This window comes from Methylobacterium tardum (assembly GCF_023546765.1).
GTDB classification, from domain to species: Bacteria; Pseudomonadota; Alphaproteobacteria; order Rhizobiales; family Beijerinckiaceae; genus Methylobacterium; species Methylobacterium tardum.
The window spans coordinates 6,300,733-6,321,125 of sequence record NZ_CP097484.1; the positions used below are offsets into that span (position 1 = coordinate 6,300,733).

Here is a 20,393-nt window from a genome sequence, read left to right on the forward strand (position 1 = left end):
CGCGGCGCCGCGCGCAATGCGCGCCGCGGATACACCCGGGCCCCGCTGCGCGGTCCCGGGATGACGGAGCGGACGACAACCCGGCCGCTCCGTCCTACTCCGCGGCGATCCGCGGCGGCGCCGGATGCCCGTCATTGGCCGGATGGACCGAGTCGAAGTCGACCGCATCCTCCGGATCGTCGCGCTCGCCGACGAAGCGGCCGAACAGGCGCTTCATCAGGCGCGACAGGTCATCCATCAGCACGAAGATCGCCGGCACGAAGACCAGCGACAGCACCGTCGAGACGATCAGGCCGCCGATCACCGCCACCGCCATGGGCGCGCGGAACTCGCCGCCGATCCCGTAGGCCATCGCGGACGGCACCATGCCGGCCGCCATCGCGATCGTGGTCATCACGATCGGCCGCGCCCGCTTGCGGCCGGCATCGGCGATGGCGGTGTTGCGGTCGACGCCGGCGTGGATCTGCTCGACGGCGAAATCCACCAGCATGATGGCGTTCTTGGTCACGACGCCCATCAGCATCAGGATGCCGATCACCACCGGCATCGAGATCGGCATGTGGCAGATCAGCAGCGCCAGGATCGCGCCGCCGATGGAGAGCGGCAGCGAGAACAGGATGGTCAGGGGCTGAAGGAAATTGCCGAACAGCAGGATCAGGACGCCGAACACCATCATCAGGCCGGCACCCATGGCGAGCGCGAAGCCCTCGAAGACCTCGCCCATCACCTCGGCATCGCCGGTCTGGCTGATCGTCACACCGGGGGGCAGGTTCTTGGCGGTCGGCAGGTTCATCACCTGGCTGATCAGCTCGGCCAGCGCGTCGGTGCCCTGCATGTCGCCCTCGAGCGCCACGCGCACGGAACGGTCGTAGCGGTCGATGCCGGTCGGGCCCTGGCCGAGGCTGATATCGGCGACGGTGGCGAGCGGAACGGCGGTCCCGCCCTTCACCGGGACCTTCAGGGTCTCAAGGTCGGAGAGCCGGCCGCGCAGGCTCTCGGGCAGCTGCACGCGGATCGGCACCTGCCGGTCGGTGGCGTTGAACTTGGCGAGGTTCATGCCGATGTCGCCGATCGTGCCGACCCGCACGGTCTCGGCGATGGTGTCGGTGGTGACGCCGAGATCGGCCGCCACCGCGGGCTTCGGCCGGATCCGGACCTCGGTCCGGTCCAGCGGCGCCGTCGACATGACGTTGACGAGGTGCGGGACCTGCTGGGCCTCGCGCTGCAGCTTGGCTGCGGTCTCAGCCACCACCGCCTTGTCGGGACCGGCGATGATCAGGGCCAGATCGCGCTGGCCGCCCTCGCGCAGCGCCCAGAAGCGCAGGTCCGGCTCCTCCCGAAGGATCGCCGCGACCTCCGCGTCGACCTGCTTCTGGGTCCTGTGGCGGGTGTTCTTCGGGACGAGGTTGATGGTGAGGCTCGCGAGCCGCACCTCCTTCTTGGCCGGCAATTGGCGGCCGCCATCCACGAACACGCTCTTCACCTCGGGCAGCGCGCGGATCTTCTCCTCGATGCGGTCGGTGACCCGGACCGTGTCCGGAAGCCGGGCGCCCGGCGGCAGCTCGACCACGAACAGGGTGCGGGCCTGATCCTCGGCCGGCAGGAAGCCCGCCGGCAGCAGCCCCGTGGAGGCGATGGAGGCGGCGAAGCACGCGATGCCGAGCACCAGCGTGATGAACTTGTGCCGGACCGACCACGCCACGAGCCGCGTGTAGCCGCGCATCACGAATCCATCGCGCTCGTGATCCGGCCCGTGATCGCGCAGGAAATAGGCGGCGAGAAGCGGCGTAATGAGCCGCGCCACGAGCAGCGACATGAACACCGCCGCCGCGATGGTCAGGCCGAACTGCTTGAAGTACTGGCCGGCGATGCCGCCCATGAACGAGACCGGCGAGAAGATCGCGATGATCGTCGCCGTGATGGCGATGACCGCGAGCCCGATCTCGTCGGCGGCCTCCAGCGACGCGCGATAGGGCGACTTCCCCATTCGCATGTGCCGGACGATGTTCTCGATCTCCACGATCGCATCGTCCACCAGGATGCCGGTGACCAGCGTGATCGCGAGGAGGCTGACCGCGTTGAGCGAGAAGCCCAGCGCGCTCATCACCCAGAACGTCGGCAGCACCGAGAGCGGCAGCGCCACTGCGGCGATCAGCGTCGCACGCCAGTCGCGCAGGAACAGCAGCACCACCACGACGGCGAGGGCCGCGCCCTCGATCAGGCCCATCATGGCCGAGTGGTAGTTGCCGATCGTGTTGTCGACGCTGGTGTCGATCAGGTCGAAGCGCACGTCGGGATTCGCCGCGTGGAGCGCCGCGATCTTCTTGGCGACGCCCACCGAGACATCGGCGTCGCTGGCGCCGCTGGCGCGGGAGATCGCGAAGGCGACCACCGGCTCGCCGTTGAAGCGCGCGAAGGTGCGGGGCTCCTCGGCGGTGTCCGACAGGGTCGCGAGCTCGTCGAGGCGGACCTTGCGGTTGCCCGGCACCACGATGGAGGTCTTGGCCAGCGTGTCGAGACTCGCCGAGGCGGCGAGCGCCCGGATCGACTGCTCCTGGCCGCCGACCTCGGCGCGGCCGCCGGCCATGTCGGCCGAGGTCAGGCGCAGCTGCCGGTTCACGTCCGCGGCCGTGATGCCGAGGGCGAGCAGCCGGTCGGGCTTGAGGGTGACGCGGATCTCGCGCGCGACGCCGCCGAGCCGCTCGACGCCGCCGACGCCCTTCACGCTCTGCAGGCCCCGGGCGACAACGTCGTCCACGAACCACGACAGGTCCTCGGGCGTCATGGCCGGCGCCGAGGCGCCGTAGACCATGATCGGCAGGCCGGCGATCTCGACGCGGGAGACGATCGGCTCGTCGATGGTGCGCGGCAGGTTCTGGCGGATCTTGGCGATGGCGTCCTTGACGTCGTTCGTCGCGCGATCCTGGTTCACCTCTAGGCGGAACTCGATCGTCGTCGTCGAGGTGCCTTCCGTGATGGTCGAGAGGATGTGCTTGACGCCCTTCACCCCGGCGACCGAATCCTCGACCCATTTGGTGACCTGGGTCTGCAACTCGGACGGGGCCGCGCCCGACTGCGTGATCGTCACGGAGACGATCGGGATGTCGATGTTCGGGAACCGCGTGATCGGCAGGGCGCGGAAGCTCACCAGCCCCAGGATCATCAGGACCAGGAACAGGACCACCGACGGCAGGGGCTTGCGGATCGCCCAGGCGGAGACGTTGAGGCGCATGGCCGGATCCTTCGACTCGTCCTACCGCGGGGCCGCGTCGGCGATCGGCGTGCTGGTGTTCGCCGGGACCGGGCGCACCCGGTCCCCGTCGCGCAGGAAGCTGCCGGCGCGGGCCACGATGCTCTCGCCGGCGGCGGCGCCGGAGCGGATCTCCGTGAAGCCCTCGGCGGAGAGTCCTGTCGTCACGGGCCGCGCCTGGACGCGCCCGTCCTTCACCACGAGGACGCTGGCGCGGCCGTCGGCGGCGTAGAGCAGGCTGGAGACCGGGACCGCGACGCCCGTGCGGCGCGCCACTTCCACGTTGCCGCGCGCGAAGGCGCCGATCCGCAGGACCGGATCGTCGCCGAGCCGGACGCGTACCTTGCCGAGCCGCGTCGCACGATCGACCTCCGGGTAGACCCGGCGCACCTTGCCGGCGAGGCGGCGGCCGTCATCGAGATCGAGGCTCGCCGGGTTGCCGACCTGGATGCGGGCCAGCGACGTCTCGGGCACCTCGCCCTCCAGCTCGATCTCGCCCCGGGCGATCAGCCGGAACAGCGGCTCTCCCGCCGCGGTGGCGGTGGCGCCGATCCGGGCGGTGCGGCGATTGATGATCCCGGCCTCCGGCGCCCGGATGTCGGTGCGGGCACGCCGCAGCGCAATTTCGGAGCCGGCCGCCCGGGCGGTGGCGAGGTCGGCCTGGGCGGATTGCAGGCCGCCCCTGGCGGCGGCGAGGCGCCCTTCCGCCCCCTGCGCCGCCGAGACGCGCTGTTCCAGCACCGCCGCCGTGGCGTTGCCGGTCTTGGCGAGCGCCTGGGCCCGCTCCAGCGACTGCTTGGCTTCGACGTTGGCGGCCTCCGCCTGAACGATCTGGCTCTGAGCCTGGACGATCGCCGCCTCGGCCCGGGCGATCGCCGCCGCGTTCGAGGCCTCCTGGGTCGCGATCATCTCCAGCGACAGCCGGGCGAGCACCTCGCCCTTGCTGACGCGGTCGCCTTCCTCGGCGAGCAGCTCGGTGATGCGCAGGCCCTCGACCTCCGGGGAAACCAGGATCTCGTCGCGTGGAACCAGCGTCCCGGTGACCACCGCCCGCTCGGCGATCTCGCGGCTGTCGGCCGGCACGACGGTGACCGCCGGCGCGATGGCGGCGGCATCGGGAACGGAGGCGGTCTCGACCGCCCTGGCCGGTGCCGCGGCGAGCATCGCGAGCCCGCACAGGACGCTGAGGCGGGACGCGCGCCAACGGACGTACTTCACGACGGGGGCCTCGCGCTCGGTGCTGGATTGATGACGCACCTCTATCACTGTGCAGGCCGGCGTTTTCATGGCGCGTTGTCCTTCACGGAAGCCAGCATAGTGCCGCCGCATGTTTCCGTCGCTGGATGTTACGCCGCACGTCCCGGAACAGCGACGAAGACGGCTCTTTGACTATCCCGGCCTGCAACCGGCGGAGAGCGGCGACGTTGTCTCCGCGATGGGCTTCTCAGGATGGGGGATGGATCGATGAGCATCTTTCAGATCAAGCAGAAGAAGAGTGGTGCGGTGCTCTGGACCGGCGCGGCCGACGACGAGCAGACGGCCCTGGACGCGATGGCGCGTGAAGCCGGATACCGCGACTTCTCCGCGATCCCGGACGCGATCCGGGCGGACGGGATCGAGGCGGCTAAGCTCGACCTGATCTCTTAACGATCCGTCCGTCGAAGCCGCATATCGGTTCGGCGCGCCTCGATGATGAAGGTTTCGGCCGATTGAGTCGGCCGGACCTGACGCGTCAGAGCGCGGACGACAGCGTTTCGAGCGCGGCGTTCAACCAGCTCCATACAGCGGGATCGGCGACTGCTTGTTCAGCGTAGCCAGTAGAGCGCGATATCGCCCGAGACTGCCGGCGTTCTTCTCATACTGGTCGAAGTGCCATTGCAGAAACGCCCAGCCGGGTGAGCGGTCCAGCGCACAGACCGGCTCCTCCCCGTGTACGTCCTCGCTCCCATGGCGACTCGACGACGGCTTCCAGCCGGTGGACGGTCGATGCCGAAATTCGGAGTGGCCTGCTCCGGCTTGAGCGCTTTGCTGGCGTGCAAAGCAGCGTGCGGATGCCGCGTTCAGGTTCGCTCGAATGAAGCGGCTAGCGCATCGATCCCCGCCGCGCACTCGGCGGCCGCGGTCGGACTATGCAAGCCGCCGATCACTGCCGGATCGAGGGCGAGCGCCGCCTGGATCAGGCGCGGCCATGCGGAGGCTTCAGGCCAGCCCTCCTGCACGATAGCGGCGCCGAGTCGAGCCAGGGCTGCCGCCTTTTCGGTCTGCTCGCCGTAAGCCCGCGCCTCCGGCAGGCAGAGAAAGCGCTTGGCCTGCGCCGCAGCCAGCGCCACGACCCCGTCGCCCCCGCCCCCGACCAGCAGGGCGGCCCGTGCCACATGGGCGGCGACGTCGGGGACCCAGCCGTGCAGGTGCAGATTGTCGGGGATCGCGCCTGAGCCAGAGACCGGGCCCAGCACGTGCCAGGCCCGGTCGGGCACGGACCGTGCCGCCGCGGCCAGGGCAGGGGTGTCGCCGCCCGCGCCGCCTTGTCCAAACACCACCACGATATCGCGGCTCGCCTCGGTGTTGAGCAGGGTCGGTCCGGTGAGAAAACCCGCGTAGATTGTCTTGGCGCGAACCCACTCGGGCACGCCCCCGCCGTCCAACGCTTCGGGAAAGGGCGCGAGGAGGCGGCTGGCGCTGCGGAAGGCTTCGAGATGCGGCTGGTCGGTGCGAGTGCCGGCGAGGCGCACCACCAAAGTCGGCACCGAGAGCAGGCGCGCGAACAGCGCCACCTCCACCGAGACATCGACCACGAGGAGCGCCGGATCGGTCCGCGCCACCCAGTTGGCGATGCGCGCCATCCGGGCGCGGAGGCCGGGATGGTTCAGAGGGGCGTAATGCAGCGCCTCCGGCCGGTCGGCCGCGCCGTCCCGTCCATCGAAGGCGGCATCGCCGAGCGGCCGGTCATCCGGCAGGTCGAGAATGGCGAGCCCGGTCGTGTCGAAGCCGGCGAGCGTTCCCAGGATCGTGCACGGGCGGGGCAGATGCGCCGCCACCGCCCGGGCCCGCTGGAGGTGGCCGGCGCCCTGGTGATGGACGTACCAGCCGATCCCCCGGGTCACGCGGCATCCCGCAGGGCGAGGGCCAGCGCGTCGAGATCGGCGATGGCCCGGTCGAGGGGGCATTCCCGCGCCGGCGCGGCGCGCGCTTCGAGGATTTGGTCGGCCCGCTCTACGAAAGCGATGTCGTTGGGACAGTCGCCGACAGCGGCGAGGTCGTCCGGTCCGAGGCCGAGGCGCGCGCAGGCGGCGGCACGGGCCGGAGGCTGGAGGTGGAACGCCCGGCGCAGGGCCGCACGGCGCAGGATCAGCGCCTGCCAATGGGCCGCTTCCGGCAGCAGGTAGGCCTCGCCGCCGATCACCCGGGCGCGGCGGGCCATCTCGGTGGCCATGCCGCCCGAGACCCGGCCCTGGTTGCGGGACGAGACCATCACCCGCACCGCCGGGCAGTGACGCAGGCGGGCGCCGCGCGCGCGCAGCAGCCCGACCAGGGCGTTGTCCTCGCCACAGGGCAGGGGCGGCAGTCCGCCCACGGCCTGGTAGAGAGCCACCGGGACGGCGAGGCTCGCGCCGGTATGGTCGCCGTGGCGCGGCGCCGGATCGTGCGGCGGCGGATCGAGGATGTCTTCCAGCCGCCGGACGCCGGCCCAGTAGCGCTCGATCCGGGCATGCAGCGCCGCGAGCGCCGGATCCGCCTCGCCGTCATCGTCGATGACGAGCCGGCCACCGACCACGTCGGCCGCCTCCAGCGCGCGGAGATTGGCTCCGATCCAGTCGGCCGGCAGGCGCGCATCGGCATCGGTAGTAAGCAGTACGCCGTCTGGAACCCCGTCCGCGGCGAGCCACTCGGCCCCAGCGTCGAGCGCCATGCGCCGCGCGGTGCCGACATGCGCCTCCGCACCGGCAAGCCGCACCTCGATCAACCGGAGCGCGAGCGGCGCCAGGGCGCCGGACGCTTCGAGGGCCCGGATCGCCGCCACGGTCCCGTCGGTGCAGTTGTTGGCGAGGACCACGACCCGCAAGGCGCTCCGCAGCGGAATACAGTCCTGCTCGGCCAGGGAGGCGAGCAGCCGCGGCAGGCGGTCCGCCTCGTTCCGCGCCGGGATACAGACGGCGCAGGGCAGGGTGCGGTCCGCGTCGGCGCTCATGTCAGGCCCGCCGTCCGGCGACGCGCAGGGCTGGCCGCGCCCGCTCGGCGCAGCGCGCGATCACCGCCTCGTAGGCATCGAGGTACCGGTCGGTCATGGCGGCGGCATCGTAGAGCGCCTCGGCCCGATCGCGACAGGCGCGGCGCGACAGGCCGGCCGCCTCGCGGATCGCTACCGAGAGATCCTGCGAATCGTCCGGCCGCGCGAGGCGGCCGCACTGGGCGTCGAGGATATTCGGCATGGCACCCCGGCGGAAGGCGGCCACCGGCGTGCCGCAGGCGAGCGCCTCCGCCACGACGAGGCCGAAGGGTTCCTCCCAGCGCGGTGAGACAATCGCCACCCGGGCGCGCCCGAGATGATGCGCGAGATCCCGGTGCGAGAGATGCCCGAGATGCGTGAGGTCCGGGCCGAGGCGCGGCGCGATCTCGGCGGCCCAGTAGCCGGGGTTGAGCTTCGGCCCCGCGAAGGTGAGCGGCAGCCCGGCCGCGCGGGCGGCGTCGATGGCGAGATGCAGCCCCTTCTCGGGCACGATCCGACCGGACCAGAAGGCGAAGGCCGGAGCGTCGGCCCTTTCCGAGAACGCGAAGGTCGAGAGATCGACACCGTTATCGACCACCTGTGCGCCCGGCACGAGCGAGGCCCATTCCTGCGCCAGCGAGGGCGAAACGGCCAGGAACGCCATGTCGGGATCGGCTTCGACCACTCCGGCCGTGAGAGCGTCGAACGGCGGCGTATGCAGCACCGTGACCCAGGGCAGGCCGAGCCGGGCACTCTCGCGCAAGGGCAGGGCGTGGAGGGAGTTGTTGTGCACCAGGTCGAAGCCGCCGGCCGCGACCATATCCATCATCTGCCGGTAGGCATCGTGCTCGGCGCGGTCGATCGCCTCCTCGCGCTCCGGGTCGAGCAGCGCATCCCCGGTCGGATCGCAGAGCATCACCGGGTTCAGAGCCGGGTCTGACCCGCGGCTCGCGAACAGCGTCACCTCGTGCCCGTGCCGCTTCAGGGCGACGGTGAGGAGGTGCGTGTGCATCTCCAACCCGCCGGCATAGGGCTGGCCGATCGGGTATTTCAGATGTGCGAGGACAGCGATCTTCACGCGCGCACCAAGTCCGGGAGGATGGGGAAATCTGCCGCCCACCGTGGCGTGAAAGGACTTCTTTCCGCGGCAAGCGTGGCAGGGATCATGCCGATTGTTTCTTCAACAAGCGTTGCGATGAGAGGGCCTGAGCGACGACAAGCGCGACGCTTTCGTCTGTCCTAAGCGCGGCGGCCTGAACCGCTGATGATCAGATCCGCAGGGCGCGCGTTCACGCAGCGTTCGTTCCAACCCCGGATTGTGGATCGCGCCAGCGCGGATGGGCGGCGCTCGCGGGCACGCGGCTCAGCTGATAGGCTGCGCTTCATACCGTCGGCCAGCATCCGCGCGCGGCGGATCAGGGGGCCATCGATGGATCTTCCGCTCGGGCTGAGCGTCTTCGCGGTCGGCGCCGCGGCGCTGGCGGTCATCACCCTGGCGGCCGGCGTGAAGATCGTGCCGCAGGGCTATGTCTACACGGTGGAGCGCTTCGGCCGCTACGCTCGCAGCCTGGATGCCGGCCTGGGCTTGATCACGCCCTTCGTCGAGCGCGTCGGCCGGCGGGTCAACGTGATGGAGCAGGTGATCGACGTGCCGAGCCAGCAGGCCTTCACGCGCGACAATGCCGGCGTCACCATCGACGCGGTGGTCTTCTACCAAGTGCTCGACGCGGCGCGGGCATCCTACGAGGTCTCGAACCTCGACCTCGCGGCCACGACCCTGACCATGACCAACATCCGAACCGTGGTCGGCTCGATGGATCTCGATCAGCTGCTCGCCCATCGCGACGAGATCAACGAGCGCCTGCTCCGGGTCATGGATGCTGCGGCCTCGCCCTGGGGCGTCAAGATCAACCGCATCGAGATCAAGGACATCGTGCTGCCGCCCGATCTGGCGGGGGCCATGGCTCGGCAGATGAAGGCCGAGCGGGAGAAGCGCGCCTCGATCCTCGAGGCGGAGGGGCAGCGCGCCGCCGAGATCCTGAGGGCGGAGGGGCGCAAGCAATCGGCGATTCTCGAGGCGGAGGGCCGGCGGGAAGCGGCCTTCCGCGACGCCGAGGCGCGCGAGCGCTCCGCCGAAGCCGAGGCGGCGGCGACCGGGATGGTCAGCCGGGCCATCGCCGAGGGCGATATCGCGGCGGCGAATTTCCTGGTGGCGGAGAAGTACGTCGATGCCGTCCGCGCCATCGCCACCGCGCCCAACCAGCGGGTCGTGGTGGTGCCCATCGAGGCGGCCGCGCTGGCCGGGACCCTCGGGGGCATCGGGGAGCTGACCCGCAGCGTGTTCGGCGAGGGCGCACCGCCGCGCCGCGCGGGAACCCCGCCCAACGTGGCGTCGTCACGGGCGTGATGCCGATGACACTCACGTCCGTCCTCAGCGCCGTCGAGTCTGTCGGAGCCGCCTGGATTTGGGTGATCGCCGGCCTCATTCTGGCGGCGGCCGAGATCCTGATTCCCGGCGTGTTCCTGATCTGGCTCGGCCTGGCGGCGCTCGCCACCGGGCTCGCCGCGGCCGCGATCGCGATGCCCTGGCAGGGCCAGACGCTGCTCTTCGCGGGGCTCGCCGTCGTCCTGGTCGGGATCGCCAGCCGCCTGCACAGGCGCGGCGCGGGCGGGCCGGCGCTGAACCGTCCCGATCGGGGCCTGATCGGGCGGGAGGCCATCCTGGAGGAGCCGATCGTGCAGGGTGCGGGCCGCATCCGCTTCGATGACACGCTGTGGCGGATCACGGGACCGGAGATGGCCGTCGGCGAGCGGGTGCGGGTCACGGGCATCAGCGGAACCGTGCTGCGGGTCGAGGCGGCGTGACGCCCTTCAACGAGGATGGTTTCGCCACTGCCGTGTGTTCGCGCGGCGTCAAGAGCGACCTGTAGGGGCTGCGCGGGAAGTCCTCGCGCGAGTCCGTCCCGCGGCCCAGCTGCGACAAAGAGTGAGTTGCGCGCAAGCGAATTATCCGGTGTTACGGTCAGGCTGGAACGGATGCGGAGGACGCATGCCGGTGGTCGCGGCGTGGGCGACGGATAGTGGCAGATCATCAAGAGCGCAGCCGCTTCGAGGCGGAGTTTGCACGGACGGACGCCAGCACGGATCCGTTCGTATCCGCCGTCCGGGCGACGCGGATGCCGATGCTGATCACCGACCCCAATCAGCCCGACAATCCGATCGTGTTCGTGAACGCGGCCTTCTCGAAGCTGACCGGCTACGGCCATGACGAGATCGTCGGCCAGAATTGTCGCTTCCTGCAGGGTCCGGAGACCAACAGGGACGATATCGCCAGGATCCGGTCCGCCATCGCCCGGCGTGTTCCCATAGAGATCGAACTGCTGAACCATAAGAAGGACGGCGAGGTCTTTTGGAACCGCCTGCTGATCTCGCCCGTCTTCGACCAGGACGGAGAGCTGACCTACTTCTTCGCCTCGCAGTTCGACGTCACGCTGGAACGGGACAAGCTGGCCCGAATCCAGCGCGACCGCGACGCCCTGGAGCAGGAGGTCGAGCGCCGCACCAACGACCTGATGCGCAGCGAGGAGCGCCTGCGCTTCATCCTCTCGGCCGCGCGGCTCGGCTCATGGACCCTCGACTTGACGGAGATGCGCCTGCTGGCCTCGGAGAGCTGCAAGCGGAATCTCGGTCGCGAACCCGACGAGCCGTGCACGTACGAGGACTTGGTCGAGGCGATCCTGCCGGAGGATCGCGCACGGATGCAGGCCGCCGTCCAAGCCTCGATTGCGACGCGGGCCGACTACGACATCGAGTACCGGGTGCGCATGCCGCGCGGTGAGGTCCGCTGGCTGCAGGCCCGTGGGCAGCCCTTCTACGGCGCCGAGGGCCAGCCCCTCACGATGGCAGGCGTCACCATCGACATCACCGATCGCAAGCGCGCCGAGGAGCACCGGACGCTTCTGGCCGAGGAACTCAACCATCGGGTCAAGAACGCGATGGCGACCCTGCAGTCGATCGCGCACCAGACCCTCCGCAACGCGGCCTCACTCGAGGAGGCGCACCGGACGCTGGATGCCCGGCTGCAATCGCTCGCGACCGCCCACGATGTGCTGACCCGGAAGGATTGGGTGGGCGCGCCGCTCGGGCAGATCGTGGACGAGGCGTTGCTGGCGTTTCAGAGCGGCGCTGCGCGACGCTTCGTCGTCAGCGGTCCCGAAATCTGGCTCCCGCCGCGCCTGACCCTCGCCTTCACCATGGCGCTGCACGAGCTGGCGACCAACGCGGTGAAATACGGTGCCTTGTCGAACGACAGAGGCCGCGTGATCCTCAATTGGGACATGGTGGACGGATCACAGCCCGCCCAGCTCTGGTTGCGCTGGGAGGAGGTCGACGGGCCGCCGGTCGTCGCGCCGACGCACCGCGGGTTCGGCTCACGCCTGATCGAGCGGGCCTTGGCGGCCGAGATGGGCGGCACGGCGGCGATCGACTACCGCCGCCGCGGCGTGGTGTTCACGCTGGAGGCGCCGTTGCCGGATCAAGGCCGTAGCCCGTAGGCCCGCGGTCTGACGGCCAGCCCGTCACAGTCCGCGTTCGTCGCGCTGGCTGGGTGTCTGGACGCTCCGGGATCGCGCCAGCGCCGACTGGCGCCGCCGGCCGAGCGCGCCGCGTCTACCCGAATGCCCCGACCTCGTGCTGGATCATGCCGGAGATCTCGCGCACCTGGTCGAACATCCGCCGGATCGGCTGGAACAGGTTGGCGTGCTCCGCCTCGTAGGTGCCGACATCGCGCGGACCCGCCGGCTCGCCGAAGTCGAGGCCGAGGGTCGGATCCGGCGTGATCGGAAAGATCTCGTCGAGAAGCTTCAGGCAACCGTCGATGTCGAGCCGCAGGAAGCGCTCGAGGAGCTGCTCGCGGGAGATGCCGGCCTGCGGCCGGAAGCCCGGGATGTGCACCGCCAGGAACCAGATCCGGTGGATCAGGGCGAGCCGGAGGGCGTGCAGCAACGTCAGCCGTGCCGACATCGCCGGCAGGTCGGGGGCCGCCGCGGTCAGGTCCAGCCAGTCGCGGGTCAGCCGACCGAACAGGCTCCGAAGCGCGGATGCGAGATCGAGGCGCTCCAGCGCGCCCGAGATCACCACCAGCTCGTCCCGGCGAAAGTCCTTCTGCGTGCGCCGGGCGCGCTCCAGCCACACGGCCGGGTCGAGCGTGTCGATATAGGCGCGCAGCACGTCGAGGTCGCCCACCGAGGCGGCGTGCTGCACCAGCCGGAAGGCGCGCGAGAACCGCACGGAGTCGCGCCGCATATCCCGGAACAGGTCCGGGCCGCGCTGGGCGGCGCGGCCGATCCCGTGCAGCGAATTCGCCAGGAAGCCGAGCTGGTGCAGAATCGCGTTGTTGGGGATCGCCCGCATCTGCCGGGGATGGGTGATGCGGGCCGGGCCGCCATTGTCGCTCTGGCGCGCGACGGGGCGGGAGCCGGTGCGATCGATCAGGCTCGGGCCGAACGTGCCGAGCAGAGCGGCGTAGCCCGGATCATCCACCAGCGCCTCCATGTCCTGGCGGGCCGCGGTGAAGAACTCGAGTGCGAAATCCGGCTCGGAATAGATCGGGTCGTCGGTGGCGTCGGCGTTCGCCTGCGCGTCGTTGAGGGCGTAGTCCGAGAAGGTGTCGTCTTCGGCCACATCAAGCGCGTAGACGTGCTCGGCGATGCGGGCGACGCTCGCCGCCGCCAGCGCCTCGGTGCCGTAGAGCAGGTAGCCGTCGGTGCCCTGGAAGCTCGATTCCAGCCGGACCTTGATCCCGGCTTTGCGAGCGCGGTCCCGGGCATCCTCCGGGGCGAGGTAGGCGAGGCGGTCGCGCAGCGAGGTGGGATGAGCGCCGCGCCCGATCGACTCGCCGTGGGTGTCGAAGATCGCGAGCTCGATATCGGCCAGGCCGTTCTGCACCAGCATCTCGGTGATGCGCAGCCGCAGCCGCTCGATCCAGAAGGTCGCGGCGAGCTGCCCGACGTAGCGGCCGGAATCCGAGTAGCCGAACTGCACGGTGAGCCGGCCGATGCGCTTCAGGTACTGACGCCAGTGCGGGTTGCGCAGGGCATCGTCGAGCACCCGGATGCCCTGTTCCAGGGCGCTCGCTGTCTCGAAGAGCGGCGTGATCTCCAGCCGGTCGGCGATGCCGTAGTGACGGGCGAGCCAGAGGGCGGCGAGCAGGGTGTAGCCGGTCTCGGTCTCGGCGATCAGGAAGCGGACCGGGTGCGTGCCGTCGACGTGCTTGAGGATCTGGGCGATCGTCATCATCAGCCGGGCGGCCGAGGCGCGCTCGGCGGCCAGCGCGCCGAAATCCACCGCCACGGGCCGCACGTCGTTCAGCAGCGCGTGAACCGTCGCCAGATGCGAGCGGCGGCGCGCCGCGTCGGTGGGTTCGCCCTCCAGGTCGGCGACGCGGCGGACCGCGTTGTGGATCTGGCTGGCGTTCAGCCGGAAATGCGGCAGCGCGTTCGACAGGCCGTGCGTGGCGACGCCGGCCCGCAGGACGGCGATCCTGCGCTGGTCGGCCGGATCCCCGGCTGCCTCCAGCGCCGCGGTGAGGCCCGCGATCAGCTGGCCCGCATCGGTCTGGGCGCGCTCGCGCTCGATGATCAGCGCCAGCGAGAAGCGGTGCACCGCTTCGAGGGAGGGCTTGTCGCCGAGGCGGGGCGCGACGGCGAGCTGGCGGTTCACGGCCGCCAGGGCGCCCTCCGCCAGGGCGCGGACCTCGCGGCAGGCCCCGATCTCGGGCAGCTCGCGCATCACCCGGTCGAACTGCATGCGCTTCGAGATCAGCCGGTAGCGCAGGGTGTCCCACCAGCCGATATCGGTGCGGCCGTCGGTGTCGCAGCCGACCCAGCTGGCGATCGCGAAGGGGCGGGGTGTCAGCTCGGTCCAGCGGTCGGGCCAGCGGGCGCGGGCCGCGTCGAGCACCGCGCCGTTGAACGCGTCGAGGGCCAGCCGGCCGTTATTGGCGGCCGCGCAGGCCTGCTCGAACTCGACATCCAGGGTGATCGGCGCGTCCGGACGGGTCGAGAGCGCGGCGGCTTGCGCGATCAGGCCGGTGCGGGCCGTCTCGTCGGGCAGGCTGGCGGCCTCCGCGAGCAGGCTCGCCACGGCCCGCGGCATGCCGAAGGTCGGATGGGCCGTGAAGACGACCGCGAAAGCGGTGCGGCGGATGAAGTCCGCGAAGGCCTCGAAGGCTTCGGGCCGGTCCGGGACCGCGGCGACCAAACGGGCCGGGATGGCCGCCTGCGGGTCGGCCGGCCCAGCCTCCAGCCCGACATAGGCCCGCAGCCGCGCGGCCCGTGAGTCCAGCGACGCGGCGCGCAGCCGCACGAACAGGCTGTCGAGATCGGCCGCCGAGATCTCGTTCCGGTCGAAGCGGCGCGTGATCGCCAGGGTGACCGCCAGGACCGGGTTGCGGAACGGATCTTCCCGGGCTTGGTCGCGGGCTGCCTCGATCAGGCCGAGGAGGTGGCCCTCCAGCTCCTCAGGCTTGCGGCTCGGCTGGTGCTGCATCGATCGATTCCGCCTCGGGTCTGCCCGCATCTACCCGCTCCGCCGCCCCACGCAAGGAGCGTTCCGCGTCATCGGCAGCGCAGGAAAGCGTTGGGGATCCGGCCCCGCGTGAGTCGGCTCCGGACACCGGGCGCAGGCCGTCGCGCGCGACGGGGTGACGGCGCCCCTCCAGGCGGAGTAGAGCTTCGACCAGCATGGAGCGCCTGCTGATCATCCTGGCCGTACTGGTCTTCGCCGTCGCCATCGTGACTGTTCTTGCCATGGCGGCGAGGACGCGGCGCGAGCCTCTCCGCATGGACTCCGAACTCGACGTGGATGACGAGCACCTGCTCATCGGCTCGGTCGGCGCCCGCCGGAGCCCGATCGACCGCACGGCACAGGTGCTGGATCCGCGTGTCTTGGATTTGGACGCGATCGAATTGGAACCGATCAGAGCACTCGACAGGACGGAGCGGATCGAGCGGCCGCGGCGTGATGGGCCGGAGTCCGGGCGATGAGGACATTCGCATGGCTGCTGCTGGCCGGTGCGGCCTGCCTTTCGGCCGTGTCGTCTCAGACGTCCCTGGCCCAGAACGCGCCCGCACCGGCTGCGCCGAGCCCGGCGCCGGATCCGTCAACGCCGCAGGCGGGGACGCCCACGCCGGCCGCCGCTCCGCCGGTCGAGCAGCCCTGCGGGGCGCGGGCCGCGCGCTTCGAGGGCGCGAAGGGCTTCAAGATGGTGGTGACCCGGGCCGGGCAGGTCCGGACGACCAACCCGCTCCGACCCCTGACGCCCGAGGTCAGCGAGGTCCTGCTGGTGGTGGTGGGCGGCAAGGTCGCCACCGCCTACGGGCCGGATTTCAGCACCCTGCGGCGCGGCAGCGCCCCGGCGGCGATCGAAGCGATGCTCGGCGGCCCGATCCGTTGGCAGGCGGCCCTGCCGACGCTGCCCGATCCAATCGCCATCGTCTCTGAGGAGGGCAGCCCTCTGGCGGAGCTCAGCTTCCGGGCCTGCGAGGATCCGCCGGCCGTGAAGGCGGCGCAGAAGCCCGTGGCACGGAAGAAGAGCCCGGCCCGGCACGCGGCCCCGAAGGCCGCGGCCGAGAAGACACCCCGGGCTTCTCCATGCCTCAGGGCGCGATCGCCGAGTAGGCGGTCACTTCTGCTTGGCGATCACCTTGTCCTTGATGCCGTCGTAGACGTTCTTCGGGATGATCTTCTTGGAGACCAGCTCGTCCTTGCCGCGATAGGGGCGGCCCTTGATGATCGCCGCCGCGCGGGCCGCGCCGATGCCGGGAAGCGCGTCGAGCTCCTCGGTGCTCGCGCTGTTGAGATCGAGGAGCGCGCCCTTGGCGGCATTGGGCGACCCGGCGACGGGGGCGCTCGGCGCCGTCGGCTTCGCCGGGGCGGTCGGCGCCGCGGTCGTCGGGGTCTGCGGCGCCTGCGCCAAGGCAGGTGCGCCGACGAGACTCGACAGCAGGGCTAGGAGGGCGAGGGTCTTGGTGGAGGAAGCCATGGCGTTTCTCCCGAGAGGCACGGCCCGCTCCGCGGCACCGTCACGTCAGATCTGCACGGCTCCGCTTGAACCCGCGCTTAACGGTTGTGGGCGGGCGCCTCTAGCCAGGGGCCGGTGCCGGCGCTATAAGCGCGCCCTCATCCGTATCCCGCGGTGTGCGTGGCGATCCTCGATCGAGGAGCCGCCCGCGCGCCGCTTTGTTCGCGGCGTCACGAAGGATCAAGCCATGGCCGTTCCGAAGCGAAAGACTTCCCCCTCCCGCCGCGGCATGCGCCGCTCGGCCGACGCCCTCAAGGCGCCGACCTACGTCGAGGACAAGGATTCGGGCGAGCTGCGCCGTCCGCACCACATCGACCTGAAGACCGGCATGTACCGCGGCCGTCAGGTGCTCAAGGTGAAGTCCGCCGAGGCTTGAGCTTCGCGAGGGCGGCGCCTCAGGCGAGGCGCCGCGCGGCCTCCGCGTAGCACGCGGCGGCCATACGGGTCCGCTCCAGACGCGACGGAAGCAGCGCCGGGTCTCCGGCCGTCAGCAAGTGTGCGATGAAGCCCGCGCGCGGTTTTCCTGCGGCCGGGCGTTCCGCCGATGCGGCCCGTTCGGACCGCTCAGACTGCCCGCCATCGATCAGGACGAGCGCGCGTGCCTCGGACGCGGGCGGCGCGCGCCGTGGCGGCTGCGTGCTCTCCTGACGCGTGCCTTCGGTCGACCCTGGCACGTCCCGCACGGGCCGGACCTGTACCAGCTCGGGACGGCTGCCTGTTCCGATCCGCATCATCGCGACATCCTCCGCACGTTTCCGTGCCGATGTCGCAAAGGTGGGGCCGATGTTTACTAATCGTCAACCTTCGATACCGCCGCACCGGCGGTAATTATTTCTTTGCGAGCGCTTCCAGGCGCTGCTGCATCTCGAGCATCTGGCGCTTGAGGTCGTCCAGCTCGCCGCCGGCATAGGAGTCGGCGCGGGCGCTGCCGGCGGGTGCGACCCGGCGGCGGGCGGTGCGAAGCCCGTGAACATCTTCATGGCATCGCCGAAGAAGCTCATGTTGGTGCGGACCTGCTGCTCGATCGCGTTCTGGAACGCGGCCGGGCCGAAGCTGTGGGCAAATTTCTCGCGCAGGCCGTCCTGATCCTTGGCGAAGTTCGCCATGGAGAATTCCAGGAAGCTCGGCACCATCGTGCGCATGCTGTCGCCGTAGAAGCGGATCAGCTGGCGCAGGAACGCCACCGGCAGCAGGTTTTCCGCGCCGGCCTTGTTCTCCTGCTCGAAGATGATCTGGGTGAGCACCGAGCGGGTGATGTCGTCGCCCGTCCGCGCGTCGTAGACGACGAAGTCCTCGCCGTTCTGGACCATTGTGGCGAGGTCTTCCAGCGTCACGTAGGTCGAGGTGCCCGTGTGGTAGAGGCGCCGGTTGGCGTACTTCTTGATGACGGTCTGGGTGGCCTTGACGGTATCCGCCATCGGGAACGGCCTTTCTGGACTCGGGACCTAGGGGCGTTGCAGGCGCGCGGTGCGGCCTGGCGGGGGCCGTCTTCGCGCCCGCAGCACGATCCTTAAAGCCTTCTCCGGGCGCAGAAAACAGCAAATTGCACGTCTTCAACGCAGAATAATGCAGAGGCCGCCAGCCGGCGAGATCATTTCAGTCTCTTCGACACGTCATCGGGGGCTTCACGCCGCCGATGCACAATCTTGACTTCGCCTCTCTCACGCCCTTCATCCCAAGACCGGCACAGAGCGCGCCCGGGAAGAGGAAGGCGCGCCGGCTCGTGAGAGGAGAACGTTCACATGGCAGGCAGCGAAGAGATCGTCATCGTCGGGGCCGCGCGCACGCCGGTCGGCTCGTTCGGCGGCGCCTTCGGGGCGGTGCCGGCCCACGAGCTCGGCGCGACCGCGATCAAGGCCGCTCTGGAGCGCGCCAAGGTCTCGCCCGACGACGTGGACGAGGTGATCTTCGGCCAGGTGCTCACCGCGGGCGCCGGCCAGAACCCCGCCCGTCAGGCGGCCATCAAGGCCGGCATCCCCGAGAAGGCCACCGCCTGGGGCCTCAACCAGGTCTGCGGCTCGGGCCTGCGCACGGTCGCCATCGGCATGCAGCAGATCGCCAATGGAGACGCCAAGGTCATCGTGGCCGGCGGCCAGGAATCCATGTCGCTCTCGCCCCATGCGCAGTATCTGCGCGGCGGCCAGAAGATGGGCGACCTCAAGCTCGTCGACACCATGATCAAGGACGGGCTCTGGGACGCCTTCAACGGCTACCACATGGGCCAGACCGCCGAGAACGTCGCCCAGGCCTTCCAGCTCACCCGCGAGCAGCAGGACCAGTTCGCGACGCGCTCGCAGAACAAGGCTGAGGCCGCCCGCAAGGAGGGCCGCTTCAAGGACGAGATCGTCCCCGTCACGGTGCCCGGCAAGAAGGGCGACACCGTCGTCGACACCGACGAGTACATCCGCGACGGCGCCACCGTCGAGGCGATGGCCAAGCTGAAGCCCGCCTTCGCCAAGGAGGGAACGGTGACGGCCGCCAACGCGTCCGGCCTCAACGACGGCGCCGCCGCGCTCGTGCTGATGTCGGCCTCGGAGGCCGAGCGCCGCGGCCTCACCCCGCTCGCGCGGATCAAGTCCTGGGCGACCGCGGGCGTCGACCCGAAGGTGATGGGCACGGGCCCGATCCCCGCCTCGCGCAAGGCTCTGGACAAGGCGGGCTGGAAGCCGTCCGACCTCGACCTGATCGAGGCCAACGAGGCCTTCGCGGCCCAGGCGCTGGCCGTGAACAAGGACATGGGCTGGGACGATGCCAAGGTGAACGTCAATGGCGGCGCCATCGCCATCGGTCACCCGATCGGCGCCTCCGGGGCCCGCGTGCTCGTCACCCTGCTGCACGAGATGAAGCGGCGCGATGCCAAGAAGGGCCTCGCCACGCTCTGCATCGGCGGCGGCATGGGCGTCGCGATGTGTATCGAGCGGACCTGATTCGTCCGGAACGTCTGTCTCGGCCAACAACATAGACTTAAGGCCGAAGTCAGAAAAAATCGCGTGCGGACGCCATCCGCACGCGGCATCACGGGATGCGAACAGGAGGAAACAATGACCCAAGGACGCGTCGCCCTCGTGACGGGCGGCACCCGCGGTATCGGCGCGGCTATCTCCAAGCGGCTCAAGAACAAGGGCTACAAGGTTGCCGCCAATTACGGCGGCAACGACGAGGCGGCCAACGCCTTCAAGGCCGAGACCGGCATCCCGGTCTTCAAGTTCGACGTCGGTGATCTTGCCAGCTGCGAGGCCGGCATCAAGGCGATCGAGGCCGAGCTCGGCCCGGTGGACATCCTGGTCAACAACGCCGGCATCACCCGCGACGGTGCCTTCCACAAGATGACCTTCGAGAAGTGGCAGGCGGTCATCAAGACCAACCTCGACTCGATGTTCACCTGCACCCGTCCGCTGATCGAGGGCATGCGCAGCCGCAGCTTCGGCCGCATCATCATCATCTCGTCGATCAACGGCCAGAAGGGTCAGGCCGGGCAGACCAACTACTCGGCCGCCAAGGCGGGCGTGATCGGCTTCGCCAAGGCGCTGGCCCAGGAGAGTGCCGCCAAGGGCATCACCGTCAACGTGATCGCGCCGGGCTACATCGCCACCGAGATGGTGATGGCGGTGCCGGAGGACATCCGGAACAAGATCATCTCGGCGATCCCGACTGGCCGTCTTGGCGAGGCCGACGAGATCGCCCACGCGGTCGAGTATCTTGCCAGCGACGAGGCCGGCTTCGTCAACGGCTCGACGCTGACGATCAACGGCGGGCAGCACTTCGTCTGATTGCGACCGGGCGCGCCGGGTCCGGCCCGGCGCGTCCATAAACCTGCTCCGGTTCGACGCATCGTCTCTTCGGGCGGACCTGTC

Annotated in this window: 17 protein-coding genes and 1 pseudogene; 8 read left to right on the plus strand and 10 right to left on the minus strand. The window is 70.2% G+C overall.

The genetic code is table 11. From position 1 onward, the window contains the following. Positions 1 to 94 precede the first annotated feature (94 nt). Both M6G65_RS30130 and M6G65_RS30135 read right to left on the minus strand, forming a co-directional pair. The gene (locus M6G65_RS30130) at positions 95 to 3,232 is read right to left on the minus strand and encodes an efflux RND transporter permease subunit (protein WP_250103247.1); all 3,138 of its coding nucleotides are present in this window, start codon (positions 3,230 to 3,232) and stop codon (positions 95 to 97) included. A gap of 21 nt (positions 3,233 to 3,253) precedes the next feature. Next, a complete protein-coding gene (locus tag M6G65_RS30135) occupies positions 3,254 to 4,414 on the minus strand; it encodes an efflux RND transporter periplasmic adaptor subunit (RefSeq protein ID WP_250104316.1) in 1,161 nt (386 codons plus the stop codon). Between the two features lie 300 nt (positions 4,415 to 4,714). Between M6G65_RS30135 and M6G65_RS30140 the strand changes: the two genes are divergently transcribed. Continuing rightward, positions 4,715 to 4,897 carry a hypothetical protein gene (locus M6G65_RS30140; protein ID WP_160533674.1) on the plus strand — a complete coding sequence of 61 codons (183 nt, stop codon included), beginning with the start codon at positions 4,715 to 4,717 and terminating at the stop codon, positions 4,895 to 4,897. Positions 4,898 to 5,310: 413 nt separating this feature from the next. Here M6G65_RS30140 and M6G65_RS30145 read toward each other — a convergent pair whose 3' ends face one another. From M6G65_RS30145 to M6G65_RS30155, 3 genes are read right to left on the minus strand one after another with little or no spacing between them, the layout of a single operon-like run. After that, on the minus strand, positions 5,311 to 6,354 hold the full coding sequence (locus M6G65_RS30145) for a glycosyltransferase (RefSeq protein WP_238194889.1): 1,044 nt from the start codon (positions 6,352 to 6,354) through the stop codon (positions 5,311 to 5,313). Continuing rightward, a complete protein-coding gene (locus M6G65_RS30150) occupies positions 6,351 to 7,439 on the minus strand; it encodes a glycosyltransferase family 2 protein (protein ID WP_238194890.1) in 1,089 nt (362 codons plus the stop codon). Before M6G65_RS30150 ends, M6G65_RS30145 begins: the two co-directional genes overlap by 4 nt. 1 nt (position 7,440) lies before the next feature. Beyond that, positions 7,441 to 8,535 carry a glycosyltransferase gene (locus M6G65_RS30155; RefSeq protein WP_238194891.1) on the minus strand — a complete coding sequence of 365 codons (1,095 nt, stop codon included), beginning with the start codon at positions 8,533 to 8,535 and terminating at the stop codon, positions 7,441 to 7,443. Positions 8,536 to 8,886: 351 nt separating this feature from the next. On the opposite strand from M6G65_RS30155, the gene M6G65_RS30160 reads away from it, so the two are divergent. The 3 genes from M6G65_RS30160 to M6G65_RS30170 all read left to right on the plus strand — a co-directional run bounded on the left by M6G65_RS30160 (position 8,887) and on the right by M6G65_RS30170 (position 12,010). Continuing rightward, a complete protein-coding gene (locus M6G65_RS30160; RefSeq protein ID WP_238194892.1) occupies positions 8,887 to 9,864 on the plus strand; it encodes an SPFH domain-containing protein in 978 nt (325 codons plus the stop codon). Between the two features lie 5 nt (positions 9,865 to 9,869). Beyond that, complete coding sequence (locus tag M6G65_RS30165; protein ID WP_238194893.1) at positions 9,870 to 10,322, plus strand: NfeD family protein; 453 nt, start codon at positions 9,870 to 9,872, stop codon at positions 10,320 to 10,322. Positions 10,323 to 10,537: 215 nt separating this feature from the next. Further along, on the plus strand, positions 10,538 to 12,010 hold the full coding sequence (locus M6G65_RS30170; RefSeq protein ID WP_250103248.1) for a PAS domain-containing protein: 1,473 nt from the start codon (positions 10,538 to 10,540) through the stop codon (positions 12,008 to 12,010). 115 nt (positions 12,011 to 12,125) lie between these two features. Here the strand turns inward: M6G65_RS30170 and M6G65_RS30175 are convergent, their stop codons facing one another. Further along, entirely contained in the window at positions 12,126 to 15,005 is a 2,880-nt protein-coding gene (locus M6G65_RS30175; RefSeq protein ID WP_250103249.1) for a phosphoenolpyruvate carboxylase, read from the minus strand. Between the two features lie 194 nt (positions 15,006 to 15,199). Here M6G65_RS30175 and M6G65_RS30180 point away from each other — a divergent pair, with 194 nt between their 5' ends. After that, positions 15,200 to 15,502 carry a hypothetical protein gene (locus tag M6G65_RS30180; RefSeq protein WP_238194896.1) on the plus strand — a complete coding sequence of 101 codons (303 nt, stop codon included), beginning with the start codon at positions 15,200 to 15,202 and terminating at the stop codon, positions 15,500 to 15,502. 55 nt (positions 15,503 to 15,557) lie between these two features. On the opposite strand, the gene M6G65_RS30185 is transcribed toward M6G65_RS30180, so the two are convergent. Together M6G65_RS30185 and M6G65_RS30190 are read right to left on the minus strand one after the other, a co-directional pair. Further along, positions 15,558 to 15,818, minus strand: a complete 261-nt coding sequence (locus M6G65_RS30185) for a hypothetical protein (RefSeq protein ID WP_250103250.1) — start codon at positions 15,816 to 15,818, stop codon at positions 15,558 to 15,560. A gap of 322 nt (positions 15,819 to 16,140) precedes the next feature. Continuing rightward, entirely contained in the window at positions 16,141 to 16,500 is a 360-nt protein-coding gene (locus M6G65_RS30190) for a helix-hairpin-helix domain-containing protein (RefSeq protein ID WP_238194898.1), read from the minus strand. A gap of 226 nt (positions 16,501 to 16,726) precedes the next feature. Between M6G65_RS30190 and rpmF the strand changes: the two genes are divergently transcribed. Further along, positions 16,727 to 16,915 (plus strand): 50S ribosomal protein L32, encoded by a 189-nt coding sequence (gene rpmF / locus M6G65_RS30195; RefSeq protein ID WP_003601373.1) that lies wholly within the window; start codon positions 16,727 to 16,729, stop codon positions 16,913 to 16,915. A gap of 19 nt (positions 16,916 to 16,934) precedes the next feature. On the opposite strand, the gene M6G65_RS30200 is transcribed toward rpmF, so the two are convergent. Both M6G65_RS30200 and phaR read right to left on the minus strand, forming a co-directional pair. Further along, on the minus strand, positions 16,935 to 17,273 hold the full coding sequence (locus tag M6G65_RS30200) for a hypothetical protein (RefSeq protein WP_238194899.1): 339 nt from the start codon (positions 17,271 to 17,273) through the stop codon (positions 16,935 to 16,937). 94 nt (positions 17,274 to 17,367) lie between these two features. Continuing rightward, positions 17,368 to 17,957: pseudogene (gene phaR / locus M6G65_RS30205) on the minus strand (polyhydroxyalkanoate synthesis repressor PhaR). A gap of 324 nt (positions 17,958 to 18,281) precedes the next feature. Between phaR and M6G65_RS30210 the strand changes: the two are divergent. Both M6G65_RS30210 and phbB read left to right on the plus strand, forming a co-directional pair. Then, a complete protein-coding gene (locus M6G65_RS30210; RefSeq protein WP_238194900.1) occupies positions 18,282 to 19,466 on the plus strand; it encodes an acetyl-CoA C-acetyltransferase in 1,185 nt (394 codons plus the stop codon). 114 nt (positions 19,467 to 19,580) lie between these two features. Then, complete coding sequence (phbB, locus tag M6G65_RS30215) at positions 19,581 to 20,309, plus strand: acetoacetyl-CoA reductase (RefSeq protein WP_250103251.1); 729 nt, start codon at positions 19,581 to 19,583, stop codon at positions 20,307 to 20,309. Positions 20,310 to 20,393 lie beyond the last annotated feature (84 nt).